The following is a 24,802-nucleotide window of genomic DNA, read 5'->3' as shown; positions in this document are numbered from 1 at the left end:
AGAGAGATATGGAGGGATTTTTAGTTGGGGAGGATGAATTCTGCGTAGGGAACTGTCCATACTATGGGGTGGCTGAGGCGATGGCCTGTGTACCCATCTTCGCCGTAGGTTGTGCCATGATCTGAACAGAGAATGCAAAAGGTGGGGGCGCGTTTTTTGAGGGCTTCCCAGAGTTTAGTTAGATGTTTATCTACGTATTCCAAGGCGGCGGCGTGGGAAGCGATGGTGTCTGTTGTCGCACCAGGAAGATAAAAGTAGTTTGGTTGATGCAGTGCGGAAATATTGATGAATAGAAATAGGCGTTGAGTTTGGGGTATTGCTGTGAGAATTTTCTCGGCTAGTCTGATTTGATTTTCTGTCGAGTTGGGATTGGTGACACCAAGTTCTCTACTCCAATGACTTTCAGCAAATAAGGAAGGTAGGACTTTTCCCAAGGGGTTGAGTTTGTTGAAGAAGCCGACACCACCGATACACACTGTATGGTAGCCTTTGGCAGCTAGTCCATTCACAATGTTAGAGCCGTCTAATATACAAGTCTCTTCAGTAGTGGTTGTGCTACCTTCAAATCCCAAAGCAAATAATCTGGGGTGGATTCCAGGTTTAACTGGTGTTGGTAAAAAGCCTGCGAAAAAAGCATGATGTGCAGCGTAAGTAAAGTTTCCAGGGGCATGGCGTTCTTCCCAGCCTGTTTTGGGTATAACTGTCGCTAAATTGGGGGTGCGTCCTTGTTCTAATAAGTCAGCTGCAACATCATAACGAAGAGTATCGAATGTTATAAATACCATATCGTGTGTTCCAACGATTTGATTCATATCAAGCATTTGTTTAGCCTTATTTTCAACACTGCTTTTACTTCGCTTGTATAAGTATCTAAACCTTTCCAAAAAATTCCAGGTAGTAAATCACCAAAAGCATTGATTTCTAAAATGGCATGACGACGAAAATCAGGGAAAATTAATAAGTCAATTCCGCAATACAAGCTATTAGGAAACAATGCGGCTGCTGCTTCACAGGTTTGTTTCATCTTCTCCCAGTTTTCATATCCAATTTTGGCTAGAAAATCTTCTGTATTTCCCCGTTCATTACCTAGGTGTAGATTAGTCATAGGACTTTTGCCTAATCTGACTACTATGTGCTGTGCTTCGACATTAATCACAACTACACGCACATCAAAGGGGTGTCCTTGAATTTGTGCTTTGGGAAGCCATGCTTCTACTTGTACGCCTTCAGCCGTCAATATATTAATGATGTCAGTAATTTCTTCGTGATCAGTATAGTGACGAATTTTACGGGAGTTGTAAAGTCTAGTTTGTCCATCTTGGCGGACTCGTTCTACTGTGGTGATGGCAGATTCTCTGTGGGAATTGGCACGGTAGGCAATGACTCCAGAGGCAGCAGAACCGTGAGATAATTTGATAAACACGCGATCGCATCCCTGAATTTGCATTTGTTCTCGCAAATGCTCATAGTTGTGAATTACACCCAAAGAACGGGGAATTGGGATATGATGGCGAGAAAAGCGATCGCTACATAATGGCTTATCAAACATCACACTAATATCATGGGGATGATTTATTACTGGCGATAACAGTTGCTTTCCCCATTGATTTAGTAAATATCGCCAACCTAAATACCATTGTCGCGGGTAAAGAATACGTCCTTTATCAAATACTAAATCAGCCGCAGCTTTAGCACTAATAAACTGTTGATTACCTGTATCTGAAACTTCTGCACCAACCGCAATTATTGCTTTCTCCACCTCAAAATTCTTCTCTGGCGACTCAAACCTAATAATAGTATTAGGTGCTTTGAATTTTTCTAATGTCTCTCTACCTGCAATCAAGTCGGCGTAAGAAACAACGGTTGCAGGTGTTAAATCACAATGTGCTAGTGCTTGTTGTATAAAGCCAACCCGACGATTTTCTAGGTTGGCAATAATAACAAAGTTAAACATTCACTCATTCATTGTAAATATGTATAAAGGAGACAAGGTAGACAAAGAAGATTAATAATAATCATTCATGATTTACTTACCCAATTCCCAATCCCTTCACTCAGCAACAGCACAGTAGCGTTCTTCGTCGTCTTCATCTTCTGTTCTTTGCCCATTAATCATGACTTGAACATGAAAATTAGCCTGTTGTGCTTCTACAAAATTAATAATTTCTTCTGATAGATAGTTTTCAGACAGATTGAGAATATCTAATTGCTGTACAACCGGATTTTTCAGCAGCAATTCTGCACCTGCATCGCTGAGAGTTCCCATTGATAAGTCGAGAATTCTGATTTTGGTGAGTAGAGGCGATCGCACCACTCCTTCTGCAATATCATCAGAATATTGACTATTCCGTAACCCCAAATAAACTAAGTTCGGAAATCTCTGTTCCACTAATATGGGATTTAAGTCTGCGATGGCAGAATCGCCACCATAGTAATCTGAACCTAGCCATAATTCTAAGTGCTGTAATTTTGGCAAGTTCAAGGCGCAAATCTGGTTAATTGTTGCACTACTCAAACCACCAGTCTCAACAATTAAAGCTTTTAAATTTTCATGTCCCACAAAAGGTGTAAAGGCTAAACCCTCACCACCCCGCACTTGTAATACTTCCAAATTAGGATACGCTTCTAAAATGGGGCTAATATCACTCTGCACAATCCAGGAAATTTCACTTTCTTCATAGTGAATATCTCCAATAAATACTGCTTGCAAACTTGTCAGCTGATCTTTGGCAGATAATAATGCCTCAATTACAACCTGGGAACCACCGTTAGACATATCCGCATCCCAAATACCAAAAACCAAAGCTTGCAGATTACTAACTTGGTTATCTTGCAGCAGTTTTGCTAGTTGATCTGCGACTTTTTCTCCAGCATAATATTCACAACGAATCGCGTAAGCAGTACCTACAGGATCACTAATTCCCACTTCTGGGCTAAATTCTACCACTTGTCGGTTTGCAAAGGTGGTAGCGTGTTCACCTCTGTACCCTGGATATTTCTGCAACCGTTCTTGAAGATTCCAATCATTGTCTGCCATGATGCTTTTACCTCTGGATAGGTAATAAGTTTCACCATAAATCTATGTGAATATCCCAATTTTTGCCAATATATTGGGCTTTGTTTATAGTACATTTGTTTTATTATGTTGTCTAGTCTTTAAGCGAGGAACTTTTGGCATAAAGAAAAAGCGATCGCTTGATGGTGGAGCGATCGCTTGTTATTATCCAGAGGATGATTTACTTAACGATTCCCGAAACTGCCATAATTTCAGGTTCGCTGATTTGGGGAGAGAGGAAACTTTTAGCGTATATCCGGGGATTTGCTTGGGCTATTTGAGTATATGATTGGCGTACCTGAGTATTTACAGCTACAGTCTTCACATCGTACATTTGGGTAGCTAACTTCGGATAAATACCAACACCAATAATCAATACCAAGAAGCAGGCGGCAATAAAAACTTCACGCTGTGTAGCATCTCTATACACTGCTTGGCTAGGTAGTAGACAGTCTGTACCAAAACAAACTGTGCCTTCGTCTTCCTGATTTTCATAAGCGGCATTATTAATGTTGCAGGATAGTTCTGCACCACTGCCGTAAAATACCTGTCTCAACATCGACAGCAGATAAATCGGTGTGAGAATAACTCCCACGGCAGCGAGGAATACCATCACTGTGCAGAAAGTAGAACTGTAGATGTCGCTGGTGGTGACACCAACAAATACCTGAAGTTCGCTGACAAAGCCACTCATGCCAGGGAGTGCTAAGGAAGCCATCGCGCCGGCGGTAAACAGGGCAAACACTTTAGGCATCACTTGACCGATACCACCAAGATTTTCCATTGCCATTGTGTGGGTGCGATCATAAGTCACACCAGCCAGGAAGAATAACAAGGCAGCGATTAACCCGTGAGACAGCATTTGCAGCATCGCACCACTTACACCCACATCAGTAAAGGAAGCGATACCCAACAGCACAAATCCCATGTGAGACACAGAGGAATAGGCGAGGCGGCGCTTCATATGGGTTTGTCCAAAGGAGTTTAAAGCACCATAAATAATGTTGATAATACCCAAAGTTGCTAAGACAGGAGCAAAGTAAATATGGGCATCAGAAAGTAATTCTAAATTCAGGCGAATCAATCCGTATCCGCCCATTTTGAGCAGTACACCCGCCAAAATCATTGATACGGGAGCAGAAGCTTCACCGTGGGCATCAGGCAACCAAGTATGTAAAGGGAAAATCGCTAGTTTGACACCAAAGGCAATTAACAATCCGGCGTAAAGTGCTAATTCTAAAGCAAGGGGATAATTCTTGGCACCCAGTTCCACAATATCAAAGGTGGTATTGTCACCGTAGAGAGCCATTGCCAACCCAGCTACGAGAATAAAAATGGAAGCAGCTGCGGTGTAAAGTAAGAATTTTGTCGCAGCATAGCGGCGTTTTTGACCGCCCCAAATAGATACCAGCAAATATACAGGAACCAATTCCAGTTCCCACATAATAAAGAACAACAGCAAGTCTTGAGCAACAAACACGCCGATTTGTGCGGAATACAATACCAGCATCAAGAAATAAAACAGGCGCGGTTTGAGGTTAACTTGCCAAGCCGCAAACATCGACAGCGTTGTGACAAATCCTGCCAGCAGTACAAGCGGCATGGAGATACCATCGACCGAAACAGCCCAGCTAAAGCCCAACTGAGGTATCCAGGCATATTTCTCCGCGAGTTGAAAAGTCGCACTGCTAGTATCGTAATGCCGCCAAAAGGTGTAGCACATCAAAACAAAGTCCGCGATCCCTACACCCAGGGCATACCATCGCACCAGCTTGCCGTCTTTATCAGGCAGCACGGGAATGGCAAAGGAAGCAACGAGTGGCAGTAGAATAATCGCGGTTAGCCAAGGAAATCCATCAGCTATCATGGCAGTAAGCAAAAATACTTATTTGTGAATAAACCTATTCTATTAAACTTTGTAAACTTCTCAAAATAAATCTTTACCGCACCTGAGTATAAATAAAGTCTATTTATAGGCTTTTATTAATGGATATGAGTTTAAATATAGAGAAATTCTTAGATATCAGTAGTCAGTCGGCAGCATCAAAACCCAGGGGTTAAAGTCCTAAAAGCCACGATAATAAGGCTTTTTAGGACTTTTGACTTTACACAAGCCGCAGAAGATCTGCATAAGCATTGATAATATGAATTGAGGGAATTGATACAAAAATTAAATTAAACAATAAGCTCCCCAACTTTTTCTCAAAAAGTCAGGGATCTGAGATTGTTAACATTCACTGACATAAGAACAGACTATTCTTCTGTAGTCAAGTATTGTTCTAACAGTGAGGCGATCGCTTGGGGACAGTTTTTCTTGTATTTTTTCTTACCTAGCATCAAAATACAGTTGGGGGCGCTGCTACAGCGTTTTTGACAGCTTGTGTGTTCTATTGTCACTTTATCGAGTAAACCGCGATCGCACAAAGTTTGTTCTAATTCTGACAGTAATCCCTTACCACCCCGTTTCATGCAACCTGCTTTTTGACACACCATAATCTTGGCTGGTGGTTGCGGTGGTAAATCTTGATCAAGATGGGAGCGATCGGCAATTTTTGTTACCTGCCGTGCTTTGAGTTTGATTGTACCTTTATGACGGTTTAACTTACTGATGCCATAAATGTTAATCTGTTCACCTATTTCTAAAGATGAACTCAAAGCAACGCGCAACTTTTTTGGTAGTCTAACTAACACGCTTCCAGAGGAAATTGCCAAACTTAAATATTTCATCTTTCTAGGTTTCTTACCAACAAAACCTAAAAAACCACCCTCAAGATTGAACTCTGATAACGTCAAAAATTTGTCACTCATATTTAGCAACTCCAAGTATAAGAACGGAGAGGAGGCAGGTGGCAGGAGGCAGGTGGCAGGAGGGAATAAGAGGGAGGAGGTAGGAGTGCTTAAACTTTGATTTTGATTTTTTTATCTAATGTCTACTTACAGACCAGTAGGTTGTGTAATACTTGAATTCTTTAAGTTTTTACCTTATTGATTAAATTTATGAGTTATAGGAAACAGTTTATTTGGCAGCGTGGAATTGCACTGGCAGTTCAGTGTTATAAATTAACTGATAACTTTCCTAAATCTGAACTATATGGTTTAACAAGTCAGATCAGACGTTCTTGTGTTTCTGTACCATCAAATATTGCAGAAGGATATGGGCGTAAAACCAAAGCTGAATATATTCAGTTTCTTCATATAGCTTTGGGTTCGTTGCGAGAACTAGATACGCAATTAATTATTGCTAAAGAAGTTGGGTTAACAAATCACGAATTATTTCTTCCTGTAATGGAAGATGTTGATAGACTGCAAAGAATTATCGTATCCACTCTGCAAAAAATGAAAACTTAAATTTCAGAAGGCATGGGGCAGAAGGGAAAAAGCAGAAGCAAAACTGAACTGTGTTGAAATGCAGAAGTGTAGAAGTATCAGGGAAAAATACTGATTACTTCTCTGTCAGTACAATATTTCTTATGGAAACTATCTAGCACTTCTTCTTACCTCCTGCCTCCTGCCCTCTGCCTCCTGCCTTCTTAGGTAAGTCTTTTTGCTTCTACGGTTTTAGGTAAATTACTTGCATCTGGTATTTCCCGAAATTCCAATTCCCAACCGTTAGCGAGAGTCAGAATCTTGCCTTCAGCACTATCAGTTTGTTTAACTACTACTTCTTCTAGATCTTTTTTAGCAACGTAGACGGTTAAGTTGCCTGCGTCATCCATCCGTAACATCACTTTCATGGTTTTCCTCAGCAGATTCTAGTTCTTTTTCCCGACAGCCAACAATGATTCCTTTTTCCAAGAAATGCACGGCATAAATATAGGAACGTTGTAAGAAAGTTCCTATACTTGCTACGTAGCCAATTTCTCCTTTCTTTGCTAGGATTTCGCCAATTTCTCTACCGGGAAATGTGCCATCGTTCTTAATTTGTTTACGAAGTCTGACTTTTTCTCCCAATTCAAAAACAGGTTCGGAATCCAACTCGTATTCATCGCGTTGCATGAGAATACCTCTGTTCTTTTACCAAGTTCAGCAGTTCTTCTGTGGTTAAACTGCGTTTTTTCTTGACAGACTGTTGGCGGACTGCATCTAACACAGACTTGGTTTCTTCTGCATTGAGAACAATCCCATGCTGCTCTAGCAAGCTAGACACCAAATGCCGTCCAGAATGTTTACCTACTACTAAGCGGCGTTCCCAACCGACTTCTTCCGGTGCAAAGGGTTCGTAGGTGTCAGGGTTTTGCAGGACACCATGAGCATGGATTCCTGACTCGTGAGCAAAGGTATTTTCACCAACGATCGCCTTCCAAGGTGGTACATTAGCACCAGAGGCTGTGGCTACCAGTTTGGACAATTCCAACAACCGAGGTGTGTCAATACCCATATCTACGCCATAGATGCGTTTAATGGCCATGACAACTTCTTCTAAAGCGGCGTTACCAGCTCTTTCACCCATGCCAATGACTGTAGTATTTACAGATGTCGCTCCTGCTTTGATTCCAGCTAAAGCGTTGGCTGTAGCCATACCAAAATCATTGTGTGTATGAATTTCTACGGGAATTGATAAAGCAGAAACCAGTTGCTTAATTTCCCCGTAGGTACTGAAAGGATCAAGAACTCCTACGGTATCGCAGTAGCGAAAACGTGATGCACCCCATTCTTCGGCTGATAGTGCCACATCCAACAGGAAGTTTTCATCAGCTCTGGAAGAATCTTCTCCCCCCACTGCTACCCAAAGACCTTGATCAACTGCAAAGCTGATACAATCTTTGAGTCTTTGCAGACTTACCCGCCATTGCCCGTGGAATTTCGCGGCGATTTGGATACCGGAAACCGGGATGGCAATGTGTATCCGCTTCATCCCACAGGCAATAGAAGCTTTAATATCTGAGATCACGGCGCGATTCCAAGCTAGGAGATCAGCACCTAAACCTAAGTTAGAAATTGCGGAGATGGCACGCATTTCTTCCTCACCCATCGCCGGAATCCCTACTTCTAGTTCGGGAACGCCAATGCTATCGAGAAATTTAGCGATCGCCACTTTTTCTTCTAAGGTAAAAGCAACACCTGCTGCTTGTTCACCATCACGTAATGTAGTGTCATTAATGATAATTTTATTCATCTCAAACGTCCCTCTTAGCAATTTTTCTTAATATACTTTCTGCGGTGAGAGCTAGTTTTTCTGTACTTCTTGGTATTGGTAAATGCTTTAAATTCTCACCCTTAATAATTCATCTTCATGATTTCTAAATATTACCTAAACAATAACAACATATCTGTATGGCAGAGAACCAAAACCATGTATCATTTAAGAAAGTATTTGCAAAATTTACCTTTATTCATAAATAAAAAATCCACCAATGCAAACATTAACATTGGCAGAAAATTATCTAGTCTTTTGGCTATTTATCTGAGAAATATTGTCTTTCCCTTACATATTAATATACGTTTAAATCTGGTATATCAAGGCTTTAGAAAAAATTATCTACTAAATCTTGTTATATAACCAATCTAAAATTTGTTCTAATTGTTCTAAGTTAACTAAGCCATACTGCCAAAGCAACATAGGTAAAGGGCCATTATCAAACTCACGATGTTTGAGAGCTATAGCAATATCTTTATTAGAAAGCTCAAGTTCTTGATGTAAAAAATCTAGCAGTTCTGTATCATTCTTTGGGATGTTCATCTTCAGTTATTTAATTATTTTTTTAGAAAATCAGAAAAATAAAATCTCCAAGACTTGAGGATTTTCTGATTTTTTTTCATTAATATCCACAGGACAATAATTCAGGCATTGTTATGAGATGAATAATCTCCAAATTACCAATAGAGATTAATAGTTGCAATCAAAATTAAGTCCTGAGATATTGAAAACGGGGGTATAGGAGACAAAAACTCATGACTCTGACTTTAGCCATGTTTGCAATGCCAACAACACTCTAGCCAATCTACTAATTCCTGGCGAGGAGCTAGAAATTGCTTGACTGTACTGCGAACTAAAATTGCTGCCAACCAAGTATTAACTTGTACTCGTAATGAACCATCAGGGGGACAGGAGCAGGGAATCATCAACTCTTGCAAACGGTGATAAATTTGCCAGCGATCGCCCAGAGGTATCTGCAAAACTTGATCACCTAAAGCATCAGAACTACAAGGTGGTAACATAGTCACTTATCTTTAGTCAACAATTCTGGTGTTTGGGGTTGACTGGTAAGGGTTTGCAGTTTTTGTTCGAGTTGCTCAATGCGAGCGAGCAAAGAGCGAATAATATTTGCTTCCACATCAGGTAATTTGCCGTGTTCCAGGGGACATAAGTTATGTTTTTCTTGGCGTGAAATAATCCGTCCGGGAATTCCAACAACTGTGCAATCTGGAGGGACATCGCGCAAGACAACAGAGCCAGCACCCACCCTGACGCGATCGCCAATGTGAATATTGCCTAAAACCTTAGCGCCTGTACCTACCACAACGTTGTTACCCACAGTGGGGTGACGTTTACCGCTTTCCTTCCCTGTACCGCCTAGGGTGACACCTTGATAGATGAGGGTGTAGTCTCCCACAATGGCAGTTTCACCAATGACAACGCCCATGCCGTGGTCGATAAATACGCCTTTACCTATCTTTGCACCTGGATGAATTTCGATGCCAGTGAGAAACCGAGCCAGATGAGAAATGAAGCGAGGGAAGAAAACCACACCTCGACAGTGCAACCAATGGGCGAGACGATGCAAACAGATGGCGTGCAAGCCAGGATAGCAAAACACCACCTCTAGCCAATTGCGAGCGGCGGGATCACGTTCAAAGATAATGCAAAAATCACTCAATAATGGCTCTAGAAAGCTGCCAGAGAGTAGATTTTTCAGCAGGGATGTATTTGTAGAATCTTGGGGATTCTCGATACTGTCTAGGGACTGTTGCATCGTTACTGTCTGGTTAAAAGAGCCGTGTGCTATTTTTATGCTTATATCAGGCGACTCCCAACAGGACAGTACACCCTGTCTTGATTGGATTTATTGGATTAATTAAGCTTGTACTCAACCACCTTCAACCCAGATTTGTAATCAATTAAAAATTTCCTTGGGGGTGGGGGTGCTAGTTTTTTAGGGTAGAGGTACTAGCATTTTTTAGGTAGGGGTTTCAGAATTATTGTACTCACTATCAAAAGCTGTGCCTGCAAGAATTTGCCACGTTTTAGTCAAAATACTTTGCGATATATTAAGCTGTACTCATTTGCTCGGAAATGGCAAGTAGACAGGACTACAAGTCAAATGTCTGTAACTCTAGTTACGTTTACAGTAATCCTTTTTGATTGTAGAACTAACTTGCGTAGGTGGGAGTGGGGGAGATGAGGGAGATGAGGGAGCAGGGGAGAAAAACTATTGCCTATTGCCTATTGTCTATTGCCTATTGCCTAACCTACCTTTTCAATAAATGCCAACATTGTTGAGCGATCGCCCAATCTTCTTGAGTATGAATTACTAACACCCGCACTGTAGAATCAGGGGTGGATATATCTTCATCTATGGGTTTATTTTGATTTTTCTGGGGATCAATTTTTAACCCTAAAAATCCAAAGGCTTCACAAGCTGCTTGGCGAATCCCTGCGGATTTTTCCCCAATCCCTGCGGTAAATATCAACACATCTAAACCGCCTAAGCTTGCCAGCATTGAACCAATACCTGCTTTTAAGTGATGTACGAAGATATCCCAAGCTAGTTGAGCGCGGTAATTTCCTTGGGTGATGGCTTCCATCACCTGGGGTAAATCGCTGGAAACACCAGAAATACCCCTTAATCCCGAAGCTTTATTTAATACGTAATCTAATCTTTCGGCTGAGTAATCATGTTGACGCATTAAGTGAACAATGATCCCCGGATCTAAAGAACCGCAACGGCTACCCATCATCAAGCCATCTAGAGGTGTAAAACCCATTGTTGTATCAATACTGCGGCCATTTTCAACGGCTGCTAGAGAACAACCATTACCGAGATGACAGCTAATGATTCGCAAAGATGCTAAATCTCGCTCCAAGATTTGTGCTGCACGAGCAGAACAGTATTGGTGACTGATACCATGAAAACCATAACGGCGAATCCCCTGTTCTACCCATTCATAGGGGCCGGGATAGATGGCGGCAGCATCGGGAAGGGTGGCATGAAACCCAGTATCAAAAACTGCGACTTGGGGGACATTGCCTAGACTGTTTTCGATGGCTTCAATTCCTTCTAAAGCTGCTGGATTATGGGCTGGAGCTAGGTTAGAGAGTCGGGCGATCGCCTGTTTTACTTCCTCCGTAATCATGACACTATGGCGGTAACTTTGTCCGCCATGTACTACCCGATGTCCGACAACATCGATTTCCGATAATTCCCGAATCACCTTGGTAGTACCACGGCTGAGGGTATAAAGCATATAAGCAACGTGTGCCTGACGAGAATCGCCATAGATAGATTCATGGAGCTTTTCACCCGTGGCGGTTTTCACTTCAATTTCTGCCACACCCCTATCTTGAGTCCAGTTAACCTTGCCTTCCCACAGGGGTTGGGGTGCTTCATGAGGGATAGCATGATCAGGGATTTCATACAGACAACTTTTCTGGCTGCTGGAGCCGGCATTCAAAACTAATACTTTCATTACTTTTGTGGATTTGAGGTTTGTGAATGGTTAACCGTATGGTTGCCAATTTTCAGCTATTAAATAAACTCATTACCAATAGTTGAGGAAAGGCAAAAACGTGAAAAGTTTCCAGAAACTATCCTCCATTACGATATTGCTATTTGCCTTCATATATCCGCCGGCTATGGCTGAAGCTAAGGATATAGGGACTAGGGACTGGGTAGAAAATGGGTTGAACACTCAACTGACTGAGCAGGTTGTGGAGCTAGAGACAGATTTAGCGGCGGGAGATACCAGTCAAGAAATATTGCTAGCTCAACGACACAATAGACGACACTATCGTCATGGTAGACGGCGGTATCGACAGCATTATAACGGTAGACGGTATAGACGACACTATAACGGTAGAAGGCGGTATCCACGCAGTTATTATCGTGGACAATACTATCGTCATGGGCGATGGCAGCGAGTCCGCGATCGTTATGGTAGATTGATGTACGATTGGCGGCGGTATTAAGGACTTTCCGAGCAATAATTATCCATCTTTTAGGGTGCGCTAGATAGCTCACCCCATCCCCATCCCATAAGAAAATTTGGGATATTTTTTTATGAACCGTATTGAATTAAGACAGACAAAGATAACAGGAAAAGGGGACAGGATGAGGATATTCTCCTCTATTCCCTTGCTCCCCCGCTCCCCTGCTATCAATGTCTAGCTATCTTTTGGGAAAGCCTACTAATGGCTGGCGACTACTCCTTCTAGATGAGTAAGCCTTTCTGCCAATAGTTTTTCTAGGTCTTCCAGTGCTTTAGTAAAGCCTTTGATCCCTTCATCAAGTTTGTCATAAGCCATGCGGTCAGCAGCGTGCATCTTGTCAAAGGTAGCTTTATCAATAGATATTTTTTCAATATCTGAAGTAGCTGCTTTAGCAGTATCAAGTTTGCGGGGTAGTTCGCCGATAGTAGCTTGCAATTCACCCAACAAAGCTGGGGAAATGGTCAACAAATCACAACCTGCTAATTCAGTGATTTCGCCGATGTTACGGAAGCTAGCACCCATAACTTCGGTTTTATAACCAAATTTTTTGTAGTAGTTGTAGATTGTAGTCACTGACAATACACCGGGGTCTTCCGCAGAGGGGTAGCTATCTCTACCGGTTTCTTTTTTGTACCAGTCGAGAATGCGCCCAACAAAGGGAGAAATCAAGGTGACACCAGCTTCCGCACAAGCGATCGCCTGATGCAAACCAAATAGTAGAGTTAAGTTACAGTGAATCCCTTCTTTTTCTAGAATTTCCGCAGCTTTAATACCTTCCCAGGTAGCAGCAATTTTAATTAAAATGCGCTCTGGGGTGATACCAGCCGCTTTATATTGAGCAATCAATTCTCGTGCTTTAGCAACTGTAGCCTCGGTATCGTAAGATAAACGGGCATCTACTTCTGTAGACACGCGACCGGGGATAATTTGGAGAATTTTCAAACCAAAAGAAACCGCCAGACGGTCAAAAGCCAAAGTCACGATTTGGGCTTGGCTAGCACCTGCGCCTGCATCTTTTTTAGCTTGGAGTAAGGTTTGGTCAACAATATCCTGATATTCCGGCATTTTAGCTGCTGCCGTAATCAGCGAGGGATTAGTAGTCGCATCTCTGGGTGTAAACTTGCCAATGGCTTGGATATCGCCTGTATCCGCCACCACAACAGTCATTGTCCGCAATTGTTCTAGTAAACTTTTAGACATAAAATACTCCATGATGTTGTTTATCTGTGCTTCAGGCAACTGGGGACTGGGGATTGGGGATTGGGGATTGGGGACTGGGGACTGGGGACTGGGGATTGGGGATGAGAGTAAAATTCTCCCTTGTCTCCCTTGTCTTCCTTGTCTTCCTTGTCTCCTCTGCTCCTCTGCTCCTCTGCTCCCCTGCCCCTCTGCCTTCTTTATTTAGGATTTACACTTCCCCTCTTCTTCACACCCGTTCTTATTCCTTACAATTCTGATTTTGGCAACTTTTCTTAACCATTGCCGATTAGCTGAAGCCTCAGCTTAATTTTAGGGGTGTTAAGCCGTAATCGGCTGTCCGATAGAATGCACTTTAATTAAGCTAGTTGTTCCTGATTTACCAATTGGGACTCCAGAGGTAATAACTACCTTATCCCCCTCATGTACTAAACCTGTTCTCAGAATGGTGTTGACTAAATTCGTAAACATTTCTTCCGCATTGTAAACAGGTGGAATCAGTAACGGTTCCACACCCCAAGACAATGCCATCTGATGATAGGCGGTTTCATCAGGAGTTAAAGCAAAAATCGGTGTTTGGGGGCGATATTTAGAGACGAGTTTGGCTGTACTTCCCGATGAGGTGTTACACAAAATAGCCCTTGCGCCGGTTTCATAGGCGATGCGACAGACGGCTTCGGCTACGGATTCAGTGACGCTGAGACTACCTGCATCATTTGTCCAGCAGTGTCTACTACCCTCTTGTAAAGATTTTTCTGTGGCGATCGCAATATCGTGCATGACTTGCACAGCCGCAATGGGATACTGTCCCACAGCCGTTTCTCCAGAGAGCATGACCGCATCTGTACCATCGAGGATAGAGTTAGCCACGTCGGTAGCTTCGGCACGGGTGGGATCAGGTGCGCTAATCATCGACTCTAGCATTTGGGTGGCAGTAATTACCGGCTTACCTGCCTGATTGCAACGGCGAATGATATCTTTTTGAATCAGGGGGACTTCGTGAATGGGCATCTCTACCCCCAAATCACCACGGGCAATCATAATCCCATCGGCGGCAGCAATGATGGAGTCAATTTGCTCCACTGCTTCTGGACGCTCAATTTTGGCAATGACGCGAATAGACAAACCCGCCGCTTCAATCATGCGCTGGGCAGGTTCTAAATCGTAGGGTGACTGGACAAAAGAAACCGCCACCCAATCAATACCCAATTCCATACCAAAGCGCAAATCCTGCAAGTCTTTTTCAGTGATGGAACTCACAGGTAAACGAGTCACAGGTAAGTTGACCCCCTTGCGGGTGGAAATTACCCCGCCAGTTTTGACTTGAGCATGAATGCGATCGGCATCGCGATCGCACACAATCATTTTTACCCGACCATCATTAATTAAAATCGGTTCTCCCGGTCTGACCATCGCGAACAAAGTCGGCAAAGGTAAGGGTAACTCGTTGATATTCTCACCCTTCTCTTTTAAGACAAAAGTGACTTCATCACCAGCTTCCACCGTTAACCCATCCGGTGGTAAAGTTCCCAACCGAATTTTCGGCCCACATAAATCTTGTAGCAGGGCTACAGGTCTTTGCTCATCAGCACTAATTTGCCTAATATACTGAGCAGTCTGGGCATGAAATTCATAAGCCCCGTGGGAAAAATTCAACCGCGCCACATTCATCCCGGCTTCTACCAACGCTTGCAGTCTGTCTGGTGCAGAGGTAGCAGGCCCTACAGTACAGATAATTTTTGTTCGACGCATAGATGTGAGGGAATAGGGAATGGGGAATGGAGGCAGGGGGCAGGGGGCAGGGGGCAGGGGGCAGGGGGAGAAATTCTTCCTTGTCTCTACACCCCTACACCCCTATACCCTTACACCCCTACTCCCTGCTTAAACTGCGGCCAATTGTTCTTTTTGTGCCATTGACAACATCAGGTCAACTACACGGTTAGAGTAGCCCCACTCGTTGTCATACCAAGCGACAACCTTGAAGAAATTAGAGTTCAATTCAATACCAGCACCCGCGTCAAAAATACTGGAGCGGCGATCGCCTTGAAAATCTGTAGATACTACATCTTCGTCGGTGTAACCCAAAATCCCTGCTAGTGAACCTTCCGCAGCTGCTTTCATGGCTGCACAGATTTCTTTGTAACTGGTGGCTTTGGTGGTTTTGAAAGTTAAATCAACTACAGATACATCAGGGGTAGGCACTCGGAACGCCATCCCAGTTAGCTTACCCTTTAACTCTGGTAACACCAAGGCTACTGCTTTCGCTGCACCTGTGGAAGAAGGGATAATATTTTGAGCTGCACCACGACCACCCCGCCAGTCTTTTTTACTGGGGCCATCTACAGTGGGTTGGGTTGCAGTCATGGCATGAACTGTAGTCATTAACCCTTCTGCCAAACCAAAGTTATCATTAATCACTTTGGCAATGGGTGCTAGACAGTTGGTTGTACAGCTAGCATTAGAGACAATTAGATCCTTGCTGGGATCAAAAATTTCATGGTTAACACCTACCAACAGCGTCCGCACCTTGTCTGGTTCTTTGGTAGGCGCAGAAATAACTACGCGCTTTGCTCCTGCTTGTAGGTGCTTGGATGCCCCTTCATAGTCTGTAAACAGTCCGGTTGATTCGACAACATAATCTGCGCCAAGTTTACCCCAAGGTAATTCGGCAGGATTTCTGACTGACACGCACGGAATGAAATGTCCATCAATCACAATCCCATCTTCTGTTGCTGTCACCTCACCGTCATACCTACCGTGAGTAGAGTCGTACTTTAATAGGTAAGCCAGGTTATCTGGTGGTACTAGGTCGTTAATACCCACAAACTCAATATTGGGGTTTTTAATGCCAGCGCGAAGCACAAGCCGACCGATACGACCAAATCCATTGATGCCAACTTTTAACTTCGTCAAAACAAACCTCCTCTGAAAAAGTATGATCGCCTCAAAATATAGGCGCACAAACTTATTACCCTGCAAAACTGGATTTAGCCGGGTGAATTTTAGTGTGACTGAGCTGATCGTGACAGTCCCAGCCACCAAAAGCCTATTTACTTGGCATCTTTTAAGGTTTTGGGGATTGGGTATCGGGTACTGGGGATTAGGCAATTCTTAGAAATTGAAACTCAATCCAAAATCTAAAATCCAAAATTATTTTTCCCAGTCCCTAATCCCTAATCCCTAATACGGCCACTGCCAGTCCCGAATTTCTGGCATATCTTCGCCGTGTTTAGCAATGTAGTGTTTGTGTTCGATCAACTTATCTTGGAGATGTTGCTTCACATAGGCGGCTTTGTAGCCTAGTTTGGGGACGCGATCAATTACGTCCATGACTAAGTGGAAGCGATCTAGATCATTTAAGACAACCATATCAAAGGGGGTGGTGGTAGTTCCCTCTTCTTTGTAACCGCGCACATGGAGGTTTTTATGGTTGGTGTGGCGATAGGTAAGACGATGGATTAACCAGGGATAGCCATGAAAGGCGAAGATGATGGGTTTGTCGGTGGTGAATAGGGTGTCAAATTCTTTGGGACTTAAACCGTGGGGATGTTCTGTGTTGGGTTGTAAGGTCATTAAATCCACAACGTTGACTACCCGGACTTTTAAGTCAGGGAAGTGTTGCCGCAAAATATCTACAGCCGCTAGGGTTTCTAAGGTGGGGACATCGCCAGCACAACCCATGACTACATCTGGTTCACCACCTTGGTCATTACTTGCCCATTCCCAAATGCTAATACCTTTGGTGCAGTGTTTAATGGCTGCATCCATATCAAGGTATTGCAGTGCTGGTTGTTTACCTGCCACGATGACGTTGACATATTGACGGCTTCTTAAACAGTGATCTGTCACTGACAAGAGAGTATTGGCATCGGGTGGGAGATAGACGCGAATAATTTCGGATTTTTTGTTCATTACATGGTCGATAAAACCAGGATCTTGATGAGAGAAACCGTTATGGTCTTGTCGCCAAACGTGGGAGGTGAGTAGATAGTTAAGTGAAGCAATCGGTCTACGCCAAGGAATTTCACGGGTAGTTTTCAACCATTTGGCGTGCTGGTTGAACATCGAGTCAATGATGTGGATAAATGCTTCGTAGCAAGAGAAGAAGCCATGACGACCTGTAAGTAGGTATCCTTCTAACCATCCTTGGCAGGTGGTTTCGCTGAGGATTTCCATTACCCGACCACTGGGGGAAAGATGATCATCTTCTGGGAGGGTTTGAGCTACCCAAGTCCGGTCTGTGACTTCTAATACAGCATTGATGCGATTTGATGCTGTTTCATCAGGACCAAAGACGCGGAAATTCCGGCTATCTAGGTTGAGTTCCATGATATCCCGCAGGAATTTGCCAGTTACTTGGGTTGCTTCCGCAATCACTCTACCGGGTTGGGGAACATCAACAGCATAGTCTTGGAATTCTGGCATCTTTAAATCCCGCAATAAGATACCGCCGTTAGCGTGGGGATTGTCACCCATGCGGCGATGTCCTGTGGGGGCAAGTTCTGCCAATTCGGGGATGAGTGTCCCGTTAGCATCGAAGAGTTCTTCGGGTTTATAACTCTTCATCCACTCTTCTAGGAGTTGGATGTGGTGCGGTTTACTAGCTAGATCCCCAAAGGGGACTTGATGCGATCGCCAGTAATCTTCTGTCTTTTTCCCGTCTACTTCTTTTGGCCCTGTCCAACCTTTGGGGGTTCTCAGGATAATCATCGGCCATTGGGGACGGTGGGTAAACCCATGCACACGGGCTTCTCGTTGGATATTGCGAATTTCGTTAGTAATGATATCTAAAGTTGCCGCCATCTGCTGATGCACATCCGCAGGCTCAGAACCTTCCACAAAGTAAGGTTTGTAGCCATATCCTACAAACAGGCTTTCCAATTCCTCGTAACTCAACCGCGCCAAGACTGTGGGGTTAGCGATTTTATACCCATTCAAGTGCAGAATTGGTAACACCGCCCCATCGGTAGCGGGGTTGAGAAACTTGTTGGAATGCCAGCTAGTAGCTAACGCCCCTGTTTCAGCTTCTCCATCACCGACAACAGCAGCCACAATCAAATCAGGATTGTCAAAAGCAGCACCAAAGGCATGAACCAGGGCATAACCTAGTTCCCCGCCTTCGTGGATAGAACCAGGAGTTTCCGGTGCTACGTGACTCGGAATACCACCAGGAAAAGAGAATTGTTTAAACAGTTTTTTCATCCCCTCAGCATCTTGGGAGATATTGGGGTAAAACTTGCTGTAAGTTCCTTCTAGATAAGTATTCGCCACCAATCCAGGCCCGCCATGACCAGGCCCGGCAAGGTAAATCATGTCTAGGTCATACTGTTTGATGATCCTATTTAGATGAACATAGATAAAGTTTAATCCTGGTGTTGTTCCCCAATGTCCTAGCAATCTAGGTTTAACGTGTTCTAGGGTGAGTGGTTCTTTTAGTAAAGGATTGTCCAGTAAATATATTTGCCCAACTGACAAATAGTTAGCTGCCCGCCAGTAGGCATTAATTTTATGCAATTCTGCATCAGTTAAAGGCTTTGTTTGCGGAGAAACTGCTAGAGTCATCTTAAACTCCATTACACAATAATTTTGCCGAATTTTTGTCCTATGCCAGTGTAGTTATTTACTGTCTGAAGGTCATCTTACCCATGACAAATTTTTCCAGTTTGCGCTGGAAACTTAAGCTTTATGAGCTATTAACTACACCTACATCAATCTAAAATACAACCACAAAAATGCTAGTAGTGACCTCCAGCAAAGGTTAACAGAGTTTACATTGCTGTGAGTATTTTTTAACATTGATTTTAGCTATTGTTAAGATCATCGCTAATGAGTTTAATATTTTTCATGAGATAAATATAACTTTTGATAGAAGTTGCTGATGGTATGAATCAATATTGCGATAACTATATTGAAGTTAGTATTAATTTATGAATTTTATTAAATAAGTGCATCAACAATTTCATAGGCAAGCGATCGCTCCAGCTTGGCGACTAAACATTAAAGCAAAAAATATCTAGGTAAATTCACTCTTAGGAGCAAGTAGTTATTTTTTTACGAGCCATATAAAAAACCCTGGTTTGAAGATGCTGCCAACAGATAAAGTACCAACAATCACGTAAGTATTGTAGTAAACTACACATATACCAACAGCCAGCATCTACCTAGTTAATCTTAACTGTGAAGAAAATTCTGATTTTGTCAGCGAATCCGACAAACACTGGCCCTTTACGCTTAGATAAGGAAGTACGGAAAATTCAGGCGGGATTGGAACGTTCTAAAAATCGAGATCAATTTGAAATTATCTCTAAATGGGCGGTGCGTCCTGAAGATTTGCGGCGATCGCTTTTAGATTATGAGCCTCAAATTGTCCATTTTGCCGGACATGGAGAGGGTGATGAGGGTTTAGTTTTAGAAAATGATGCCGGAGAAAAGCGGCTGGTGAGTACAGAAGCACTGGCTAATCTATTTGGGTTATTTAAAGACAAGATTGAGTGTGTATTGTTAAATGCCTGTTACAGTGAGGTGCAAGCTGAGGCGATTTATCAGCACATTGGCTGTGTAATGGGAATGAATCAGCAAATCGGGGATGTAGCAGCCATAGAGTTTGCGGTTGGTTTTTATGATGCTCTGGGTGCTAATAGATCATACGAGGAGGCTTATAAGTTTGGCCGTAATGCCATTGATCTCAAAAGTATTCCTGAATCTTCTACACCAGTTCTTAAAAGTCGGAAGCATCAAGTTGATCAAATTCAGACAACGCCAGCAATAGCCTTAGAAATTCCAGAGGGACAAGTGCCTTTGGATTCAGCTTTTTATGTGGAACGTCCACCGATTGAAACAGACTGCTATCAGCAAATTCTCCAATCTGGGGCTTTAATTCGCATCAAAGCACCCCGACAAATGGGCAAAAGCTCGTTAATGTCACGGATTCTTCACCATGCTAGTCAAAACGCCTGCAAAGTTGCCTCCGTTAACCTCCAGTCAGCAGATGCAGAGTTTCTGGGTAGTTTGGATTTATTTTTACAGTGGTTCTGTGCCAGTATTAGCGATAACCTGAATCTCCCAGAGAAGATAGGTGACTATTGGAAAGGTGTTTTGGGAAGTAAGAATAAGTGTACAAATTACTTCCAGAGATATTTGTTAGCTAAGATTGATAGTCCTATTGCTTTGGGTTTGGATGAAGTCGATGAAATTTTCAAATATCCCCAAATTGCGACAGATTTTTTTGGATTGCTGCGGGCGTGGCATGAGCGTGCTAAAAATGACCCAGCCTGGAAAAAACTTAAGTTAATTATTGTGCATTCTAAGGAGGTGTATATTCCACTCAATATCAATCAGTCGCCTTTTAATGTGGGTTTACCTGTGGAGTTACCAGAGTTAAATCAACAACAGGTAAAAGATTTGGTGCAGCGTCATGGGTTAACTTGGTCTAATTCGTAAGTAGAACAGTTAATGACGTTAGTGGGGGGACATCCTTATTTAGTGCGAGTGGCACTTTATCAAATTGCGCGGGATAGGATGACTTTAAATGAACTTGCACAAGTCGCACCTACTGAAGCCGGTCCCTATAATGACCATTTACGCCGCCATTTACTGAATTTACAAGCAGATGAGCAATTATTAGCTGCACTGCAACAAGTGGTAACAGCAGATCATCCCGTAGATGTGGGAACAACAGCAGCGTTTAAACTCCGCAGTATGGGGTTAGTGAAATTTCAGGGGAATAAAGTTATGCCTTTGTGTAATTTGTATCGTCAATATTTTAGCGATCGCCTGGGTTGGAATAAATGAAAGTTTGTGGTTAGAGGTTGTTTGAACAATGGTTGGCTGTGAGTTTATGTACGTTCAGATCCCCCCTAGCCCCCCTTAAAAAGCTATGCGTTACCCACATCTTTCTTTACAATCTTAAAACCCTTGCTCTATAAGCATCTTAAGGACTAAAACTTTAAGCATACTTGACAAATCATCATTTATTCTTCTCGCTAAAACAGTGTTTTTATTGAGAATGAAAAACGAACGAATCAGGGTTCTAGAGACGTGAGTTAATACTCTCGAAATGTTAAGAAAGATGTTTATAATGGTTAGATGAATGACGGGGGCTTTACGCATCACGACTCGTAAAACAAGGTAAACAAAGGTTTGTAGTGAGAACTTTAGTTCTCTCTGCGTTCCCATAGCGTGTCGTAGACAGACGCTCCGCGAACAGGAAAGGACTAAAGTCCTTACTACGAACTGAATCCTGGTATTTTTTTCCAGTCGTCCAGCATAGCCGATCGCCTACTTTAAAATGAACCTACAATCATCCCAGCTAGTAAAATAAACCCAATCCAAACATTCTGCCGGAACATTTCACCGTAAGCAGGGTTAGGCAATTCCGGTTTAGCTAATCGTATAGTCTGCCACAACCAACCAATAGTCCCCATAACTAAACTCACCCAAAAAGCCAGCTTCAGGTGGATACAAATACCTAACCACCCTAGTAAAGCAATTGTGCCAGCAAAGAAAATACCAATGGCTACAGGTGCGTAATTTCCGAAGAACAAAGCACTAGAATTAACACCAATGCGTCGGTCATCCTCGCGATCGCTCATGGCGTAAACTGTATCAAATCCCAGTGTCCACAGTAGGGTAGCCCCCCACAATAACCAAGTGGGTTGCGAAATATCTTGTGTAACTGCACTCCAGCTAATTAAAACCGCAAATCCCCAAGCGATAGACAACACTAACTGCGGTACAGGGAAGACACGCTTCGCACCTGGATACAGCAGAATTACTGGTACAGCCGCTACAGATAACCAAAAACTCAAAGAGTTGAGATAAAAAGCCAACACCGCCGCACAAGCTAACGCTACTATCCCGACGGCAATGCCCACTTTCACAGATAACGCACGGGAAGCAAGGGGGCGATCGCGTGTTCTTTCCACCTCTGGATCAATATCCCGATCCCACAAATCATTTGCCACACATCCAGCCGCACTGGTGGCAAGAGTACCCAAGATAATCACCCCCACCAAAGGTAAAGGCGGCTTACCAGCAGCAGCCAAAAACACTGCCCAAAGTGCCGGAATCATCAAAATCAAACGTCCTTCGGGTTTATGCCACCGCAAAAGCCGGATAATTGTTAGCCAAACTGGTTCTTGCTGAGTTTCTAGCATGGGATTGGGGACTGGGGACTGGGGATTGGGGACTGGGGATTGGGGACTGGGGATTGGGGATTGGGGATTGGGGACTGGGGATTGGGGATTGGGGATTGGGTAAAAAATTCTCCCTCATCCTCCACCCTACGGGAAGCAAGCTACATCCCCCTCATCTCCCTCATCTCCCCCTGCTCCCCTGCTCCCCTGCCCCTCTGCCCCTTTACTTCACACATCTTCACATCTATAGAATATCTTTTTTTGATATTTGTAAAAACACAATCTCAAGTGATCACTGTAAATCCAGCTAAATTGTCACTAAAATTGTAATAAGCAGGGTGAATATACTTAGAACAGTGCGACTTGATAAGGTCAATCTGAGCATAAGTGTGTTGCAACGAATATCAGTGCCAACTACCCCGACACACCATCTTTTCCCATCCTTCCTTATAGAGAGAGAAAACTAGATGCCGAGTTTAGTTTCATCCGACTGGCAGAGTGTCAATACTCAACCAGTTAAGCAACACCGGATTATTGCTGCCATTGATATGGGAACAAATTCCCTGCACATGGTGATTGTGAGGATTGACCCGACGTTACCAGCTTTTAGCATTATTGGCAAAGAAAAAGAAACTGTCCGACTGGGCGATCGCGATATTTCTACTGGGGAGCTAAAACCAGAGGTGATGGACAGGGCGATCGCTACTTTGAGACGCTTCCAAGAAGTGGCTAAAACTGCTAATGCAGAAACTATGATTGCCGTAGCCACCAGCGCCGTGCGGGAAGCTCCTAATGGTAAAGATTTTTTACACAGGGTAGAAGCGGAGTTGGGTTTATGCGTTGACTTGATTTCTGGGCAAGAAGAAGCGCGACGCATCTACTTGGGTGTGCTATCGGGGATGGAGTTCCATAACCAGCCTCACTTAATTATTGACATTGGTGGTGGTTCTACAGAAATCATCTTGGGCGATAGTCAAGAACCGCGTACTCTCACTAGCACAAAAGTCGGTGCAGTGCGCCTCACCACTGAGTTAATCAGTTCTGACCCCATCATGGATGTTGAGTTTCAATACCTACAAGCCTACACACGGGGGATGTTGGAGCGTTCTGTAGAAGAAGTGCTAGCAAACTTCAAATTTGGCGAATTTCCCCGCTTAATTGGCACTTCCGGCACGATTGAAACGATGGCCATGATTCATGCGCGGGAAAAGTTGGGTTCTGTTCCTTCTACCCTCAACGGCTATCAATTCACTCTCTCAGACTTGCAAGATTGGGTTAACCGCCTCAAGAAAATGACCAATGCTGAACGAGCCGCCATACCTGGTATGCCAGAAAAGCGGTCTGAAGTCATCCTCGCTGGGGCAGTTATTTTACAGGAAGCAATGATCCTTTTGGGTGTGGACTCACTTACAACCTGTGGGCGGGCTTTACGGGAAGGTGTGATTGTTGATTGGATGTTAAGCCACGGCTTGATTGAAGATAGACTGCGCTTTCAAAGTTCCATTCGTGAGCGTAGCGTTCTCAAGCAGGCCAGTAAATACCAAGTCAATTTAGAGTATAGCGATCGCGTGGCAGCTTTTGCCTTAAGTTTATTTGACCAAACCCAAGGACAACTGCACCACTGGGGAATTAATGAACGACAACTATTATGGGCGGCGGCAATATTACATAATTGTGGTCATCATATTAGCCATTCATCGCACCATAAACACTCTTACTATCTAATTCGTAATAGTGAATTACTCGGCTATAACGAAACCGAGATAGAAATCATTGCCAATTTAGCCCGTTATCACCGCAAATCACCACCCAAGAAAAAGCATGATAATTACCGCAATTTGTTGAGTAAACAACATCGGCAAATAGTCAGTCAGTTAAGTGCGCTATTAAGATTAGCGGTAGCATTAGATAGAAGACAAATTGGGGCGATCGCACGAATTCAATGTGAATATTATTCCCAATTCCGGCAATTCAATTTGTTGATTTATCCGGCTAAATTAGGTGATGACTGCGGCTTAGAACGTTGGAGTTTAGATTACAAAAAAGGGGTATTTGAAGCAGAATTTGGGGTTAAATTAGTAGCCAACTTAGAAAAATCTGCAATTCCTAATTGCCCGTGAAGAAGAAGGGAGTGGGGAGTGGGGAGTGGGGAGTAGGGAAGACAGCATTGCTCTGGGCTTGGAACCCCCACTAATGCAATCGTCTTGACTCATACGGGGGTTGTATCACGATGGTTTTTGAGGTGGCCTGTTTCCCCACACCCCACCC

21 protein-coding genes and 1 pseudogene are annotated in these 24,802 nt (G+C 43.4%); 4 read left to right on the top strand and 18 right to left on the bottom strand.

Translation table 11 applies throughout. The features are described 5' to 3' along the window. Positions 1 to 20 precede the first annotated feature (20 nt). From NOS7524_RS25640 to NOS7524_RS25620, 5 genes are all read right to left on the bottom strand, one after another. Positions 21 to 785, bottom strand: coding sequence for an STM4013/SEN3800 family hydrolase (locus tag NOS7524_RS25640; RefSeq protein ID WP_235622379.1), 765 nt, complete (start codon positions 783 to 785; stop codon positions 21 to 23). 23 nt (positions 786 to 808) lie between these two features. Beyond that, positions 809 to 1,954: an STM4014 family protein gene (locus NOS7524_RS25635; protein ID WP_015141392.1), complete on the bottom strand. Its 1,146-nt coding sequence runs from the start codon at positions 1,952 to 1,954 to the stop codon at positions 809 to 811. A 96-nt stretch (positions 1,955 to 2,050) separates the two neighbouring features. Then, a complete protein-coding gene (locus NOS7524_RS25630; protein ID WP_015141391.1) occupies positions 2,051 to 3,037 on the bottom strand; it encodes an STM4015 family protein in 987 nt (328 codons plus the stop codon). Between the two features lie 199 nt (positions 3,038 to 3,236). Further along, a complete protein-coding gene (locus tag NOS7524_RS25625) occupies positions 3,237 to 4,922 on the bottom strand; it encodes an NAD(P)H-quinone oxidoreductase subunit 4 (protein WP_015141390.1) in 1,686 nt (561 codons plus the stop codon). Between the two features lie 386 nt (positions 4,923 to 5,308). Further along, positions 5,309 to 5,863 (bottom strand): (2Fe-2S) ferredoxin domain-containing protein, encoded by a 555-nt coding sequence (locus tag NOS7524_RS25620; RefSeq protein WP_015141389.1) that lies wholly within the window; start codon positions 5,861 to 5,863, stop codon positions 5,309 to 5,311. A gap of 189 nt (positions 5,864 to 6,052) precedes the next feature. Here NOS7524_RS25620 and NOS7524_RS25615 point away from each other — a divergent pair, with 189 nt between their 5' ends. After that, positions 6,053 to 6,403, top strand: coding sequence for a four helix bundle protein (locus NOS7524_RS25615; RefSeq protein ID WP_015141388.1), 351 nt, complete (start codon positions 6,053 to 6,055; stop codon positions 6,401 to 6,403). Positions 6,404 to 6,585: 182 nt separating this feature from the next. Here the strand turns inward: NOS7524_RS25615 and nifT are convergent, their stop codons facing one another. The 7 genes from nifT to NOS7524_RS25580 all read right to left on the bottom strand — a co-directional run bounded on the left by nifT (position 6,586) and on the right by NOS7524_RS25580 (position 11,683). Beyond that, entirely contained in the window at positions 6,586 to 6,789 is a 204-nt protein-coding gene (gene nifT, locus NOS7524_RS25610) for a putative nitrogen fixation protein NifT (RefSeq protein ID WP_015141387.1), read from the bottom strand. Continuing rightward, complete coding sequence (locus tag NOS7524_RS25605; RefSeq protein WP_015141386.1) at positions 6,764 to 7,051, bottom strand: nitrogen fixation protein NifZ; 288 nt, start codon at positions 7,049 to 7,051, stop codon at positions 6,764 to 6,766. Before NOS7524_RS25605 ends, nifT begins: the two co-directional genes overlap by 26 nt. Next, entirely contained in the window at positions 7,038 to 8,171 is a 1,134-nt protein-coding gene (gene nifV / locus NOS7524_RS25600; protein WP_015141385.1) for a homocitrate synthase, read from the bottom strand. Before nifV ends, NOS7524_RS25605 begins: the two co-directional genes overlap by 14 nt. A 366-nt stretch (positions 8,172 to 8,537) precedes the next feature. After that, positions 8,538 to 8,735: a DUF2949 domain-containing protein gene (locus tag NOS7524_RS25595; protein ID WP_015141383.1), complete on the bottom strand. Its 198-nt coding sequence runs from the start codon at positions 8,733 to 8,735 to the stop codon at positions 8,538 to 8,540. Positions 8,736 to 8,959: 224 nt separating this feature from the next. Beyond that, positions 8,960 to 9,214 (bottom strand): Asr1405/Asl0597 family protein, encoded by a 255-nt coding sequence (locus NOS7524_RS25590; RefSeq protein WP_015141382.1) that lies wholly within the window; start codon positions 9,212 to 9,214, stop codon positions 8,960 to 8,962. 2 nt (positions 9,215 to 9,216) lie between these two features. Continuing rightward, positions 9,217 to 9,969: a serine O-acetyltransferase gene (gene cysE, locus NOS7524_RS25585; RefSeq protein ID WP_015141381.1), complete on the bottom strand. Its 753-nt coding sequence runs from the start codon at positions 9,967 to 9,969 to the stop codon at positions 9,217 to 9,219. Between the two features lie 496 nt (positions 9,970 to 10,465). Then, positions 10,466 to 11,683, bottom strand: a complete 1,218-nt coding sequence (locus tag NOS7524_RS25580; protein WP_015141380.1) for an acetate kinase — start codon at positions 11,681 to 11,683, stop codon at positions 10,466 to 10,468. A gap of 166 nt (positions 11,684 to 11,849) precedes the next feature. Here NOS7524_RS25580 and NOS7524_RS29730 point away from each other — a divergent pair, with 166 nt between their 5' ends. Further along, positions 11,850 to 12,182, top strand: a complete 333-nt coding sequence (locus NOS7524_RS29730; RefSeq protein ID WP_015141379.1) for a hypothetical protein — start codon at positions 11,850 to 11,852, stop codon at positions 12,180 to 12,182. A gap of 219 nt (positions 12,183 to 12,401) precedes the next feature. On the opposite strand, the gene NOS7524_RS25575 is transcribed toward NOS7524_RS29730, so the two are convergent. The 4 genes from NOS7524_RS25575 to NOS7524_RS25560 all read right to left on the bottom strand — a co-directional run bounded on the left by NOS7524_RS25575 (position 12,402) and on the right by NOS7524_RS25560 (position 18,962). After that, positions 12,402 to 13,403 carry a transaldolase gene (locus NOS7524_RS25575; RefSeq protein ID WP_015141378.1) on the bottom strand — a complete coding sequence of 334 codons (1,002 nt, stop codon included), beginning with the start codon at positions 13,401 to 13,403 and terminating at the stop codon, positions 12,402 to 12,404. A gap of 318 nt (positions 13,404 to 13,721) precedes the next feature. Next, on the bottom strand, positions 13,722 to 15,152 hold the full coding sequence (gene pyk, locus NOS7524_RS25570; RefSeq protein ID WP_015141377.1) for a pyruvate kinase: 1,431 nt from the start codon (positions 15,150 to 15,152) through the stop codon (positions 13,722 to 13,724). A 129-nt stretch (positions 15,153 to 15,281) separates the two neighbouring features. Further along, positions 15,282 to 16,313: a type I glyceraldehyde-3-phosphate dehydrogenase gene (gene gap, locus NOS7524_RS25565; protein WP_041555963.1), complete on the bottom strand. Its 1,032-nt coding sequence runs from the start codon at positions 16,311 to 16,313 to the stop codon at positions 15,282 to 15,284. A gap of 267 nt (positions 16,314 to 16,580) precedes the next feature. Beyond that, on the bottom strand, positions 16,581 to 18,962 hold the full coding sequence (locus tag NOS7524_RS25560) for a phosphoketolase family protein (protein WP_015141375.1): 2,382 nt from the start codon (positions 18,960 to 18,962) through the stop codon (positions 16,581 to 16,583). Positions 18,963 to 19,577: 615 nt separating this feature from the next. Between NOS7524_RS25560 and NOS7524_RS25555 the strand changes: the two are divergent. Continuing rightward, positions 19,578 to 21,191, top strand: a pseudogene (locus NOS7524_RS25555) (AAA-like domain-containing protein). A 491-nt stretch (positions 21,192 to 21,682) separates the two neighbouring features. Here the strand turns inward: NOS7524_RS25555 and NOS7524_RS25550 are convergent. Together NOS7524_RS25550 and NOS7524_RS29725 are read right to left on the bottom strand one after the other, a co-directional pair. Continuing rightward, entirely contained in the window at positions 21,683 to 22,555 is an 873-nt protein-coding gene (locus NOS7524_RS25550) for a 4-hydroxybenzoate solanesyltransferase (RefSeq protein ID WP_015141374.1), read from the bottom strand. Then, positions 22,494 to 22,673 (bottom strand): hypothetical protein, encoded by a 180-nt coding sequence (locus NOS7524_RS29725; RefSeq protein WP_144050909.1) that lies wholly within the window; start codon positions 22,671 to 22,673, stop codon positions 22,494 to 22,496. Before NOS7524_RS29725 ends, NOS7524_RS25550 begins: the two co-directional genes overlap by 62 nt. A 328-nt stretch (positions 22,674 to 23,001) precedes the next feature. Here NOS7524_RS29725 and NOS7524_RS25540 point away from each other — a divergent pair, with 328 nt between their 5' ends. Then, positions 23,002 to 24,654 (top strand): Ppx/GppA phosphatase family protein, encoded by a 1,653-nt coding sequence (locus NOS7524_RS25540; RefSeq protein WP_015141373.1) that lies wholly within the window; start codon positions 23,002 to 23,004, stop codon positions 24,652 to 24,654. Positions 24,655 to 24,802 lie beyond the last annotated feature (148 nt).

It is taken from the genome of Nostoc sp. PCC 7524 (genome assembly GCF_000316645.1).
Lineage (GTDB): Bacteria > Cyanobacteriota > Cyanobacteriia > Cyanobacteriales > Nostocaceae > Trichormus.
The sequence above is the reverse complement of the archived record's forward strand: the minus strand, read 5'-3'. Positions and strand labels throughout refer to the sequence as shown.